This window comes from Pseudarthrobacter sp. fls2-241-R2A-168 (assembly GCF_030209335.1).
Lineage (GTDB): Bacteria > Actinomycetota > Actinomycetes > Actinomycetales > Micrococcaceae > Arthrobacter.
Genome location: NZ_JARVSG010000017.1, coordinates 158,133 through 170,567 on the forward strand (window position 1 = coordinate 158,133; position 12,435 = coordinate 170,567).

At 63.0% G+C, this 12,435-nt stretch carries 10 protein-coding genes and 2 pseudogenes; 1 reads left to right on the forward strand and 11 read right to left on the reverse strand.

Going from position 1 to position 12,435, the window contains the following annotated elements; translation table 11 throughout:
• Positions 1–150 precede the first annotated feature (150 nt).
• Complete coding sequence (locus QRN11_RS12805) at positions 151–924, reverse strand: IclR family transcriptional regulator (RefSeq protein ID WP_285251287.1); 774 nt, start codon at positions 922–924, stop codon at positions 151–153.
• Positions 925–1,020: 96 nt separating this feature from the next.
• Positions 1,021–1,170, reverse strand: a pseudogene (locus tag QRN11_RS12810) (NAD-dependent succinate-semialdehyde dehydrogenase); the annotation flags it as partial.
• 182 nt (positions 1,171–1,352) lie between these two features.
• Between QRN11_RS12810 and QRN11_RS12815 the strand changes: the two are divergent.
• Positions 1,353–1,786 (forward strand): annotated as a pseudogene (locus QRN11_RS12815) (DDE-type integrase/transposase/recombinase); the annotation flags it as partial.
• 343 nt (positions 1,787–2,129) lie between these two features.
• Here QRN11_RS12815 and pntB read toward each other — a convergent pair.
• The 9 genes from pntB to QRN11_RS12860 all read right to left on the reverse strand — a co-directional run bounded on the left by pntB (position 2,130) and on the right by QRN11_RS12860 (position 12,366).
• A complete protein-coding gene (pntB, locus tag QRN11_RS12820) occupies positions 2,130–3,605 on the reverse strand; it encodes a Re/Si-specific NAD(P)(+) transhydrogenase subunit beta (protein WP_285251288.1) in 1,476 nt (491 codons plus the stop codon).
• The gene (locus tag QRN11_RS12825; protein ID WP_285251289.1) at positions 3,602–5,155 is read right to left on the reverse strand and encodes a Re/Si-specific NAD(P)(+) transhydrogenase subunit alpha; all 1,554 of its coding nucleotides are present in this window, start codon (positions 5,153–5,155) and stop codon (positions 3,602–3,604) included. Before QRN11_RS12825 ends, pntB begins: the two co-directional genes overlap by 4 nt.
• Positions 5,156–5,794: 639 nt before the next feature.
• Positions 5,795–6,085 (reverse strand): hypothetical protein, encoded by a 291-nt coding sequence (locus QRN11_RS12830; RefSeq protein ID WP_285251290.1) that lies wholly within the window; start codon positions 6,083–6,085, stop codon positions 5,795–5,797.
• 152 nt (positions 6,086–6,237) lie between these two features.
• Positions 6,238–7,602: an MFS transporter gene (locus QRN11_RS12835; protein ID WP_285251291.1), complete on the reverse strand. Its 1,365-nt coding sequence runs from the start codon at positions 7,600–7,602 to the stop codon at positions 6,238–6,240.
• Between the two features lie 25 nt (positions 7,603–7,627).
• The gene (gene dmpG, locus QRN11_RS12840; RefSeq protein WP_285251292.1) at positions 7,628–8,677 is read right to left on the reverse strand and encodes a 4-hydroxy-2-oxovalerate aldolase; all 1,050 of its coding nucleotides are present in this window, start codon (positions 8,675–8,677) and stop codon (positions 7,628–7,630) included.
• Positions 8,674–9,618: an acetaldehyde dehydrogenase (acetylating) gene (locus QRN11_RS12845; protein ID WP_285251293.1), complete on the reverse strand. Its 945-nt coding sequence runs from the start codon at positions 9,616–9,618 to the stop codon at positions 8,674–8,676. The genes dmpG and QRN11_RS12845 overlap by 4 nt, the downstream gene beginning before the upstream one ends.
• Complete coding sequence (locus QRN11_RS12850) at positions 9,615–10,445, reverse strand: 2-keto-4-pentenoate hydratase (RefSeq protein ID WP_285251294.1); 831 nt, start codon at positions 10,443–10,445, stop codon at positions 9,615–9,617. The genes QRN11_RS12845 and QRN11_RS12850 overlap by 4 nt, the downstream gene beginning before the upstream one ends.
• A gap of 49 nt (positions 10,446–10,494) precedes the next feature.
• Positions 10,495–11,442 carry a 3-carboxyethylcatechol 2,3-dioxygenase gene (locus QRN11_RS12855; protein ID WP_285251295.1) on the reverse strand — a complete coding sequence of 316 codons (948 nt, stop codon included), beginning with the start codon at positions 11,440–11,442 and terminating at the stop codon, positions 10,495–10,497.
• Between the two features lie 9 nt (positions 11,443–11,451).
• Entirely contained in the window at positions 11,452–12,366 is a 915-nt protein-coding gene (locus QRN11_RS12860) for an alpha/beta fold hydrolase (RefSeq protein ID WP_285251296.1), read from the reverse strand.
• Positions 12,367–12,435 lie beyond the last annotated feature (69 nt).

Below are 12,435 nucleotides of genomic sequence, written 5' to 3' on the forward strand. Positions count from 1 at the left end.
AGTGAGGAAAAAAATCAGAAGCCGCTAGCGAGCGTTCCAATCACCGGTACGCAGTAGGGGATGATTTTCCTGCTTGCTTGGTTCTTTTCGGAACACTGCCACCATTCACGAGCCGAAGCACAGAAAATTTGAGACCTGCCATCACCCTTTTCAGTCTTCGATTAGCGCACTGTTTCGGGGAAGCTGGCGGCCAAGGGCCAATGCTGCCGTTCGGACAGCGGGCCCAACCCGGTCGACGTCCAGAAGGCCAACAAATCCGGACACCGAAAGAGATGCGACCAGCGCTCCGCCGGAGTCCAAGACAGGACTGGCCACGCACGAGCTGCCAGGCGCTGATTCGTTATTCTCATAGGCAAGGCCGATGGCCGCTACTTCGACGAGTTCTTTTTGCAGCGCATCTTCATCCGTGATGGTTCCCGGGGCAACTTTTTGCAGACCCGCAGCAAGAATTTCGTCCGCAACAGCCGGGGGCGAAAAGGCAAGCATCGCCTTGCCAACGGCCGTCGCGTGAGCTGGCATACGGCCGCCAACGCGGGAGGGCAGCGGAGGTGCCCCCCTTCCCCGCAAGATTTCTATGTAAACCACCTCAGTCCCGTCGAGGACGGCAAGGTGAACGGTCTGTCCCGTGGCATTGCGCAGGTCGACCATAATCCCCATGGCGCGCCGGCGGAGCTCCTTGGGTGTCACGACCATCTGACCCAATTCGAACAAGGTGATGCCAAGCCGGTATGAGGAGCCCTGCCGCTCCAGAAACTGCAGCCGCAACAGCTCGGATGTCAGACGGGCAACCGTGGACTTCGCCAGCCCCGTTCTACGGGCTATTTCGGAAACCCCCAAGGAGCGGTCCTCGCTTCTAAAGGCACCAAGAACTTGGGCGGCACGCTCTAGCACAGACGACGAAGTGTTCCATTCAGCGGTACGCATGGCTCCAGTATGGAAGAAAGGGACATCACAAGCAAGGTCTTTACAGGCAGCCTGCGCAGTGGCTGCAAGGGAAATGGGCCACTGCGCAGGCTTCTTTTATCCGACGTAGGGGTCGGCGATGCCGATGTACTGGGTGTAGAGGTATTCCTCCATGCCTTCGAGGGCGCCTTCGCGCCCGAGGCCGTACTGCTTGATGCCGCCGAAGGGTGCTGTGACGTTCGAGATGACGCCGCCTCGGGCTCCCATTCGGATCACCATGCCCGCAAGTCTGGCCCATTGGACGACCGCTCCCGTGTTGACGCGGAACCGTCTCGCCGTTTCCTGCGCAGAAGCACCCTGCAGGAGCATCGAATACGCGATGCTCCGATCTTTCCACGACACCGTCACGACGCCCTCCGATGAAAGGTGTTGCGCTGCCTCCTTGAAACCGCCACATCTACTCCGGAAGGATCGTCGGGTACTCGATGGACTCCCGGATGAAGTCCTCACTGGCCGTCACCGCACTGGAGAATGCGGTGACGGCACGCCGCCTGGCAGCAACCGTGGTCCACTCGGATCGCGGGTCCCAGTTCCGTCACGCCGATTCGTCGAATTACTCCGTCACCACGGGCTCATCGGCTCGATGGGCAGGGCCGGTGCGTGCGCGGGCAACGCCGCGATGGAATCGTTCTTTTCGCTGCTGCAGAAGAACGTCCTGGACCGTCAGCGGTGGATCACCAGACATGACCTCCGACTGGCCATCACAACCTGGATCGAAAGAACCTACCACCGCCGGCGAAGGCAAAGACGGCTGGGAAAACTCACGCCAATCGAATATGAAACAATCAACCGGACCGCGCTCAAAGCGGCCTTAGACCCTTAGTCAACAAAAGCCGGGGCAGTCCCCTCCAACAGCTCGTGCCTGTAGTGGAGTAAGAATTCGTGCCTGTAGTGAAGACCAATCCAGGGGGATGCAGTCAGTTCGTCGATGTTCAGGGCCTGACGGGGTACCGGTGGTTCTTCCGCGCAGGGAGTCCGATCCGGCACATAGCGTCGGAAAGTCTTCAGCAGAGGGTACTTGGGAGGAACCCGGCGATTGGGCATGGTCTCGTCTCTTTTCACTTCTGTCGTCTTCCTCGGTACACGGATTTGGTTGTGTAACCCCGACTAGCGCCGCCCGGGTGTTGTTATATCGACCAGCAGAAAGGCTACGCGGGCGCCATCGGTTAGAACGCGCGGAGGATGTCTTCGACGCGTTGTTTGGCGTCACCGAAGAGCATCTGGGAGTTCTCGCGGAAGAACAGCGGGTTCTGGACGCCGGCGTAGCCGGCGGCCATGGAGCGTTTGAACACAATGACGTTCTCGGCTTCCCAGACTTTGAGGACGGGCATGCCGGCGATGGGGCTGCCGGGGTCTTCGGCGGCGGCGGGGTTGACGGTGTCGTTGGCTCCAATGACCAGGACTACTGAGGTGTCGCCGAGGTCGTCGTTGATCTCGTCCATTTCCATGACGATGTCGTACGGGACTTTGGCTTCGGCGAGGAGGACGTTCATGTGTCCGGGCAGGCGTCCGGCGACGGGGTGGATGCCGAACCTGACGTTCACGCCCTTCTCGCGGAGCTGGTGGGCGAGTTCGGCCACGGGGTACTGGGCTTGGGCTACGGCCATGCCGTAGCCGGGAGTGATGACGACGGACGAGGCGTTCGTCAGCATCTCAGCCGTTGCCTCGGCGGTGATCTCGCGGTGCTCGCCCTGGTCCTCGTCGCCCTTGCTGGCGGGGGCGGCGATGCCGAACCCGCCGGCGATCACGGAGATAAAGGACCGGTTCATGGCCTTGCACATGATGTAGGACAGGTACGCACCCGAGGAGCCGACCAGGGCACCGGTGATGATGAGCAGGTCATTGTTCAGCAGGAAGCCTGCCGCGGCGGCGGCCCAGCCGGAGTAGCTGTTGAGCATCGACACGACCACGGGCATGTCGCCGCCGCCGATGGAGGCCACGAGGTGCCAGCCGAGCCCGAGGGCGAGGACGGTGACGACGATGAGGAGCCAGAGTTGGGAGTCGTTGACGTACCAGACGGTCAGGGCGATGAAGGCGGCGAGGGCGCCGAGGTTGATCCCGTTTTTGCCCGGCAGCATCAGGGGTGAGGATTTCATCCGGGCGGAGAGTTTCAGGAACGCCACGATCGAGCCGGTGAAGGTCACTGCGCCGATGAAGACGCCGATGAATACCTCGGCGTGGTGGATCGCTGTCAGGTCCGGGGACAGGTCCGGGGCTTCGAGGTGCCCGTTCCAGCCGACCAGGACGGCGGCGAGGCCCACGAAGCTGTGCAGCAGGGCGATCAGTTCGGGCATGCCGGTCATTTCGACCACGCGGGCGCGCCAGAGCCCGATGGCGCCGCCGACGATCACCGCGGCGACGAGCAGGCCCAGCCCGGTGAGGGCGTGACCGGTGCCCCAGGCGTCCTGCAGGGTCAGCCAGATCGTCGCGGCCAGGGCGATGATCATCCCGGTGATGCCGTAGATGACCCCGGCGCGGGCTTTCTCGTGTTTGCTCAGCCCGGCGAGGGACAGGATAAACAGCAGGGCAGCGACGACGTAGGCCGCCCCCGCGATGGAGTCGGCGGTCAACGGACCGGAGACGGTGTCAGACACGGTAAGGCTCCTCGATAGAATTCCTGCTGCTTCAGTGGCCGCGCTCATGAACGTGCCTTCCCGGCCGAGAACATGGCGAGCATGCGCCGGGTGACGGCGAAGCCGCCGAAAATGTTAATGCTGGCCAGCAGGACCGCGACGGCGGCGAGGACCTGCATCACGATGTTCTCGGAGGTGACCTGCAGCAGAGCCCCGACGACGATGATCCCCGAGATCGCGTTCGTGACGGACATCAGCGGGGTGTGCAGGGCGTGATGGACCTTCCCGATGACGTAGAAGCCGACCACGATGGAGAGCATCAGCACCGTGAAGTGCTGCGGCAGCGGCGCCGGGGCGACCGCGTTAATCCCGAACAGCACCGCGATCCCCGCGGCGAAGAGCCCGGCCTTGCCGGCCGGGCTGAGGCCTTCCTTCTTCTTCGCGGCGGTGCTTTCGGCGGCCGGGCCCTGGGTCGTGGCTGCGGGTGCGGCTGAGACCTGGACCGGTGGCGGGGGCCAGGTCTTCTCCCCTTCCCGGACGACCGTCACGGAGCGCTGCACCACGTCCTCGAAATCGATCCGCAGCTGACCGTCTTTGTCCGGGGTCAGGAGCTTGAGCAGGTTTACCAAGTTTGTCCCGTACAGCTGGGAGGCCTGGGCCGGGAGCCGGGCCGGAAGATCCGTGTACCCCAGGATCACCACACCGTTATCCGTAACTATCCGTTCTCCGGCGACGGAGCCTTCGACGTTCCCGCCCTGGCCGGCGGCCATGTCCACGATCACGCTGCCGGACTTCATGCCGGCCACGTCTTCGGCGGTGAGCAGTTTCGGCGCGGGACGTCCAGGGATCAGGGCGGTGGTGATGATGATGTCCACATCGGCTGCCTGCTCCGAATAAATCTCAGCAGCCCGGGCGTTATACGCCTCAGAGGTGGCCTTCGCGTACCCGTCGGAGGACTTCATCTCCTCCTCCACCTCAACCTTGAGGTAGGTACCGCCAATGGACTTCACCTGGTCGGCTACCTCAGGGCGCGGGTCTGTCGCCCGGACAATTGCGCCCAGGCTGGACGCGGCCCCGATCGCCGCCAGACCGGCGACGCCGGCGCCGGCGACCAGGACCTTGGCAGGCGGGACCTTGCCCGCAGCGGTCACCTGGCCGGTGAAGAAGCGGCCGAACTCGTGGGCCGCCTCGATCACGGCACGGTATCCTGCAATGTTCGCCATCGAACTGAGCACATCCATCGACTGCGCCCGCGAGATCCGCGGCACCGCATCCAAAGCCAAAGCTGTAATGGGGCGTGCCGCCAACGCCTCCACCAGCTCCGGCCGCAGACCAGGGGCCAGCATCCCGATCAGCGTCGCACCTTCGGCCAGCCGGCCGATCTCCTCCTCAGTAGGCGGGTTGATCCGAAGCACCACCTCACTGCCCCACGCCTCATCGGCGCCGACGATCAGTGCACCGGCTTCGGCGTACATGTCGTCTCTGAAGGAGGCGGACTCGCCCGCACCCTTTTCGACCACAACTTCGTAGCCCAACCCCAACAACTGCTTGACGGTGGTGGGCGTCGCCGCCACCCGCCTCTCGTGACCCAACTCGGCCACAACGCCAATACGTGCCACGTATAACTCTCTTTCATCCAGCCGAGGCAAGCAGAAATTACTGCCCAGGCGCGGTATCGATTTATTTCTCTTTCAGGGATCGTCAGAAAGGCTTGACGTGTCACTGACCCTCCCCCGGGTGTTGTGGGAATGCCATTGGGCCGAAGCCGGACCGTGGAGCCTCTCGGATACAAGAGCCGTCATACGTCCAGCATCCTGACACCTGGATTGCAAAGGCAGACTGGAACGACGGTTTCAACCGCTGCCGCAGCTGCGCGTCGTGGGTGACTTGTGCAAGTCCGGAACGATTGAGTGACCACGGGGGGCATGGTTTAGAGGCCGATGATGAACGCAAGCCCGTCAGGTGACGCTCGTTTCGGCGTCCGTTAGGCAGCTCCCCCGGGCTCCGCCTGCCACCAGCCTTCCCAGGCGGCGGCGGTGATTTGTCCGGATGGAAAACCTCTTTCCGGTACTGCGTCGGCTGATTGGCCATAGTCGACCGCACTCTCGATCGGAGCACGTGCTGGATCATGACTATGGCTGTCTGCAGCACTACCTCTTAGGGCGGCCTGGCGGAAGCCGCAGGTGCCACTTTGCTCCGAAGCCGTTGTGCAGAATGGGAGGACAGCGAGGGTTTTTGCCACCGCTGTCCGCGGAGGATTATTGCAGTGCTTGGACGATCGCAAGTTTATAGCCCTCTCGTTTGTCAATCATGGTTCTGCTGTCGAACCCATCTGCCGCTAGCCAGATGATGTCTCCGGATGCGGTGACGTCGTCGACGAGCCCTGTTCGGAGGACCCGTCCCTCCCGTCGGACCTCCACCACCGCGCCGACCAGCAGATGCCAGTCCTGGACAAAACTTGTCCGCTTCGCAGGTGTTGTCTCCTGCCACGCAAGAGTCGGAATTTCATCTGGTCCAAAAACGCGGTCGGGGAAATCTGCGCGTGTCATTCGCGTGACCTTTCAGGCGTGACCGGGGACAGGGTGACCTGTGATGAAACCGGAATAGGGGAACTTCGTCACCCTGGAGGAGGCCGCCTGAGCCTTGTGGCAGCAGGGGCGGCCGGAATGTGCCGGCAGCCCCTGCTGTTCAAAAGGTCTGGTTAGGCTTCGGCAGGGGTGTTTGCTGCGCTTCGTTGAGTTTCAGCCAGTTCTTCCCCGTTTTGGCGGGCTGCTTCCTTGCGCCCCCAGCCACCGGGCAGGAGTGCAACAGAGATGATGGAAATGGCAGAGACGACGAGCAGGTAGATGACGATGGAGTCGCTGGATTTGGTCGCAGCGAACAGTGCTGTGGCAATCGTCGGGGCGAACGCGGAGCCGGCGATCTGCGAAATTGTGTAGCCAACTGAGGCGCCGGTGTAGCGGACTTCCCGGGAGAAGACCATGGAGAAGAGGGAGCCGGTCACGCCCGCTGCCGGTGCCATGGCGATGCCGAAGACCATTACCACCGCCAGGACGAAGTTGGCTGCCACACCAGTGTTGATGAGCATGAAGGCGGGGCCGATGGAGACACCCATGGCTACGGCACCAGCGAGGTACATGGTCTTGCGGCCGTACCTGTCCGAGAGTGATCCGAAGATCGGGTAGAGGACGACGGCGACGATGCCTGCGACGAAGACGCCCATCAGGACGGTGGTGCGGTCAATCCCGGCGACGGCGGTGCCGTAGCTGACCAGGTAGGCCATGGTGATGTATGCAAAAACGCCCTGGCTGAGGTAGGTGCCGGCGACGAGGAAAATTTCCTTGGGGTGCCGACGGAAGGCTTCCTTGATGGGGAGCTTCACCAGCTCCTTCTTCTCGCGGGCCGCGGCGAAGGCGGGGCTTTCAGCGATGGTGAGGCGGATGACCAGGCCGACAACGACCAGGACTGCGCTGACCAGGAACGGCAGCCGCCAGCCCCAGGCGAGGAACTGGTCGCCGGGCAGCTGGGTGGCGCCGAGGAAGGAGACAGTGGCGAGGGCTACGCCTGCCGGGGCGCCCATCTGGGGGAACGCTCCATAGAAACCCTTCTTGCCCTTGGGAGCGTGTTCTACGGCCATGAGTGTCGCGCCTCCCCATTCACCACCGACACAGAACCCCTGGAAGAGGCGCAGGACGGTCAGCAGAATGGGTGCGACGATGCCAATCTGTGCATAACCGGGCAACAGGCCCATCAGGAACGTTGCGGCGCCCATGCCCACCAGGGAGATGATGAGCATCTTCTTCCGCCCGACCCGGTCACCGAAGTGGCCGAAGACGATACCTCCAAGGGGACGGGCGAGGAACCCCACGCCGAAGGTGGCAAAGGACAGCAGCGTGCCCATCAGCGGGCCGGCTTCAGGGAAGAACAGCTTGGGGAAGACCAGCGCTGCTGCTGTCCCATAAATGAAGAAGTCGTAGTACTCGACGGTGGTGCCGATGAAGCTTGCCATCGCAACCTTCATGGGGCCGGTGCGGCCCTCTGCGTTCGGGGCTGTCTTCGTTGACATGTCTGATTCCTTGGAGGAGGTGGAGCTAGCGGACGGGAAGGGGTTGTTGGTGCTTCGCAGCGGCGTGCTGTAGGTCGAGGGCGACGTCGGTGATCATGTCTTCCTGGCCGCCGACGAGTTGGCGTTTGCCGACTTCGACGAGGATGTCGCGGGTGTCCAGGCCGTAGCGGGCGGAGGCGCGTTCTGCGTGGCGGAGGAAGCTGGAGTAGACGCCGGCGTAGCCGAGGGTGAGGGTTTCGCGGTCGACCTGGACGGGACGGTCGTGCAGTGGCCGGACGAGGTCTTCTGCGGCGTCCTGAAGGGCGAAGAGGTCCGCGCCGTGTTCCCAGCCGTGCAGGGTGGCGACGGCGACGAACGGTTCCACGGGGGTGTTGCCGGCTCCTGCGCCGTGGCCGGCGAGGGAGGCGTCAATACGGTAGGCGCCTTCTTCGACGGCGACGACGGAGTTGGCGACCGCGAGGGACAGGTTTTGGTGGGCGTGGATGCCGATTTCGGTTTCGGGGTTCAGGATGTCGCGGTAGGCGCGGACGCGCTGCCGGACACCTTCCATGGTCAGGCCGCCGCCGGAGTCGGTGACGTAGACGCAGTGGGCACCGTAGGATTCCATGAGCTTTGCCTGTTGGGCGAGTTTTTCGGGTTCGGACATGTGCGACATCATGAGGAACCCGGAGACATCCATGCCCAGTTCGCGGGCGTAGGCGATGTGCTGGGCTGAGACGTCCGCTTCGGTGCAGTGGGTGGCGACGCGTACGGACCGGACTCCCAGGTCATAGGCTTGGCGGAGTTCGTGCAGGGTGCCGATCCCGGGCAGCAGCAGCGTTGTGAGACGGGCGTTTTTGACGACGGAGGCGGCGGCTTCGATCCATTCCCAGTCGGTGTTGCTTCCAGCGCCGTAGGTGAGGCTGCTGCCGGCGAGGCCGTCACCGTGGGCGACCTCGATGGCGTCCACGCCGGCGGCGTCCAGGGCGCCGGCGATCTTGGCGACATTGTCGGTGCTGAGGCGGTGGCGCACGGCGTGCATGCCGTCGCGCAGGGTGACGTCCTGGATGAAGACGCGGGTGGGTGTCTGGCTCATGATGATACTTCCTGTTTTGTGGAGACCAGCTGCTCGGCGACGCGGAGCGCGGCAGAGGTCATGATGTCCAGGTTCCCGGCGTACTCCGGGAGGTAGTGCGCGGCGCCTTCGACTTCGAGGAAGACGCTGACCCGGGTGTATTCTCCGTTTCCGTGGCCGTCCGGGATGAGCCCGCTGACTTCGGCGCCTTCGTCCTGGAACTGCACGGCCTGCTTGAGCCGGTAGCCGGGGACATAGCCGGCGACCTCGTTGACCCGTTCCTGCACAGCGGCGGCCACCTTGTCCTGTTCGGCCTCGGTGAGCCGGTCGACCAGGCATAGGACCGTGTCGCGCATGATCATCGGCGGTTCGGCCGGGTTCAGGACGATGATGGCCTTGCCACTGGCGGCCCCGCCGACCTGAACGATCGCATCGGACGTCGTTTCGGTGAATTCATCGATGTTGGCCCGGGTTCCCGGTCCGGCGGATTTCGATGAGATGGAAGCGACGATTTCGCCGTAGTGCACAGGTGCGGCACTGGCAATGGCCGCGATGACGGGGATGGTTGCCTGCCCGCCGCAGGTGACCATGTTGACGTTCCCGGCGTCCCGGTGCTGCTCAAGATTCACCGACGGCACGACGTAGGGGCCGATGGCGGCAGGGGTAAGGTCGACGAGTTTTTTTCCGTAGGGGGCCAGGGCCGCTGCGTTATGGCGGTGGGCTCCGGCGGACGTTGCGTCGAAGACGACTTCGATGTCTTGGAATTCCGGCATGGCGATGAGGCCTTCGACGCCCTCGGCCGTGGTGGCAATGCCGAGCCGGGCGGCCCTGGCGAGGCCGTCGGATGCGGGGTCGATGCCGACCATGACGCCCATGTCGAGCTTGTCGCTGAGCCTCATGATTTTGAACATGAGGTCGGTGCCGATGTTTCCTGAGCCGATGATGGCTGCTTTTGCGCTCATGAGAGCTCCTTAGATGCTGTAGCGGTGACAGTGCCCAGCCCGCTGATGCGGGCTTCGACGACGTCGCCGGCTTTGAGGGGGGCCATGGGGCCGAGTGCGCCGGAAAGTACCACCTCACCGGCGCGGAGGGGACGGCCCAGTGCCGCGGCGGTTTCCGCGACCCACAGCAGGGCGTTGATGGGATCGCCGAGGCAGTCGGCACCGGTTCCCTGGGATACCTGTTGGCCGTTGATGGTCATGACCATTTCCGCCGCTGCAGGTACGTAATCGTTCAGTGTTGCTTTGCCGCTGCCCAGGACGAAGTAGGCGCTGGATGCGTTATCTGCGACCGTGTCCACGATCCCGATATCCCAGTTCGCGATGCGGCTGTCCACGATTTCCAGTGACGGAACGACGAAATCCACAGCGGAAAGAACTGCACCACGCTCGGTGTCTTCGACGTCACGCCCCATCACGAAGGCAATCTCCGCCTCGATACGGGGCGCGATCAGCTGCGAGTACGGGATTTCCTCGTCTTCGCCACGCTGCATCTCCGAGAGCAGCACGCCAAAGTCGGGCTGGTCCACGCCCAGCTGACGCTGCACCGCAGGCGCAGTCAGCCCGACCTTCCGGCCAACCCGCCGGTTACGAGTACTGACCCGGCTCTGAATCAGGAGCTCCTGAACTTCATACGCGGCGTCAAGATCTCCGCCGAGCACATCCCGGACGGGCTCACAGGGGCGTGCGGTGTTCAATGCCCCTAACAGGGTGTTGGCCACGGTCCTCAGGTTCGGTGAACTGACCGATACCGCTGCGCCCTCATTGGCGCCGCTGGTTTGATTTGTCATTACGTCACTCTCAATCGTGCAGCTTTTTCGTCCGGGGTCCGGCGCTGCGCTAGCTGTGGTCCAGGGTGGCGGTTGTAACACCGAACCCTGCAATGTACTCGCGGATGGGGCGGTAATAGCTGTACTGCACCGTGTAGGGACCAACAGCTCCCAAAGCTGCATAAGCTGCGATCCAGGTACGGACCTCATGGGAAGAATTCCCCGCGATTTCGGTCATCTCCTCTGGTGTCCAGGCATCGATGGGCGAAAGGTCCCCGGAAGCGAGAATCTTCATCAGCTGCTGATCCCACTCAGGCGCGAGGTCCTTAATGTTCGCTTCACCACGGGCGAACGCGTCCGCCGTGTCATAGACCCTCTGCTGCCGGGCTGCCCGCGCCTCGGGCGTCTGCTGACCATCCGCTCCAATCAACATCCGGCGCTGGGCTTCGGTGGCGGTGGCCAACCTGGGCACCGGCGGGTCGTGGGAAAGCCCACCGGAAGCAATGAGCAGCACTTTCTGGTCAAGGGTCTTCAAATACTGTCCAATGGCTTCTCCAAGCAGCCGGACACGCTGGAGGGGCGTGAAGGGCGGCGCTACAGAGTTGATGAACACAGGGATGAACGGCTTGGCGGTGATGTCGCCGTAGACGATCTCCATGGGCTGGACGGCGCCGTGATCGACCTCCATCTTCAGGGAGACGGCAATATCAATACCTCGACCGATCACGAACTCGGCCAGGCCTTGTGCGATGTCCTTCGGGACGTTCAGTGGGCCCGCCTGGCTTCCGTAGTCACCAATGCTGACAGCGTCATAACCGACACAGAACGCCGGCATCAACTGATAAAAGAAGCCGTTGTAATGGTCCGGGCCCAGATTGATGACCACGTCGGGGTCGTAATCGTGGACAAAGCTGCGGGCAGCGTCAAACGCGGCCTCCACTTCGGCCTTAACTTCCGGCCCCGGATCTCCATGTTCGAGGAGAGGACTGTGGGACATGGCAAGCAGAGCAACGGTCATGGCAGTCTCCTAGCCTTGAACTTGTGCAGAGGTCAGTTCCGTGCCCGCGCCCTCGTCGAGGCCGAGCAGGAAATCCAACTGGATCTTGTTGAAGATCTCGGTCTGCTCGTACTGGGGCCAGTGACCGGCGTTTTCGATAACAGCCAGCCGGCCGTTGGGGATGAGATTAGCGATGCGGCGGCCCTCATCGACCGGCCCTGAGGGGTCCTTGGTGGTCCATACAACGAGGGCGGGCGCCTGGATGGAACGAAGGTCATCGTCGGTGAGCATGTTCCGGCGGCGCGTTTCGGGATCCTGAAGGGCCATGTTTGCTTCACATGCCTTGAGCCAGTCCGGCTGCTGGAAGATCGCCTGACGGGTACGGATAAGGTCGTCCGTCACCATGGAAGGGTCAGCCATGAGCCACTCGAGCCGGGTTTTTACCCGCTCCCAGGACGGATCCTTTGCCGCTTCCATCGACAACGTGTACAGGCGTTCCATCACGACCGGGTTCGCCATGGTGCCGCCCATGGTGTTCAGGACGATACGTTCGACCCGCTCAGGGAAATCGATGGCGAAACGGGCGGTCACCCATCCGCCAAGGGATTCACCTGAGAAGTAGGCTTTCTCAGCCCCGATGGCGTCCAGGAAGTGGTTGACCTGCTCGATGTAGTGCTTGATCTCCAGCGGGTGGTCAGGCTTGCTGCTGTATCCGTGGCCGATGAAGTCGATGGCATAAACGTTGAAGTGCTCCGCGTGGGCCTGCAGGTTCCGCACATAGGCTTCGGCATGGCCGGTGATGCCGTGGAGCATCAACAGTGTGGGCTTGCTGCTGTCGCCGGCGTGCAGGTATCGGGTGCGGTAGGGGCCGGACTGGATGAAGCCCTGGCTGAATTCGACCTGTGCAAGGTCGGACCAGACGCTAGTGTACGGGCGTGAATTCACGGGTTTCTCCTGCGGTTTCGGGGGTGTTCTGTTTGGTGTTGCCCAGGACGGTGTCCAGTGCCGAGCGCA

Bases quoted from the DNA above. Each gene is read 5' to 3' on its own strand.
- pntB (WP_285251288.1), bottom strand. From the start codon at position 3,605: ATGAGCGCGGCCACTGAAGCAGCAGGAATTCTATCGAGGAGCCTTACC.
- QRN11_RS12845 (WP_285251293.1), bottom strand. From the start codon at position 9,618: ATGAGCGCAAAAGCAGCCATCATCGGCTCAGGAAACATCGGCACCGAC.
- QRN11_RS12805 (WP_285251287.1), bottom strand. From the start codon at position 924: ATGCGTACCGCTGAATGGAACACTTCGTCGTCTGTGCTAGAGCGTGCC.
- QRN11_RS12835 (WP_285251291.1), bottom strand. From the start codon at position 7,602: ATGTCAACGAAGACAGCCCCGAACGCAGAGGGCCGCACCGGCCCCATG.
- dmpG (WP_285251292.1), bottom strand. From the start codon at position 8,677: ATGAGCCAGACACCCACCCGCGTCTTCATCCAGGACGTCACCCTGCGC.
- QRN11_RS12850 (WP_285251294.1), bottom strand. From the start codon at position 10,445: ATGACAAATCAAACCAGCGGCGCCAATGAGGGCGCAGCGGTATCGGTC.
- QRN11_RS12855 (WP_285251295.1), bottom strand. From the start codon at position 11,442: ATGACCGTTGCTCTGCTTGCCATGTCCCACAGTCCTCTCCTCGAACAT.
- QRN11_RS12830 (WP_285251290.1), bottom strand. From the start codon at position 6,085: ATGACACGCGCAGATTTCCCCGACCGCGTTTTTGGACCAGATGAAATT.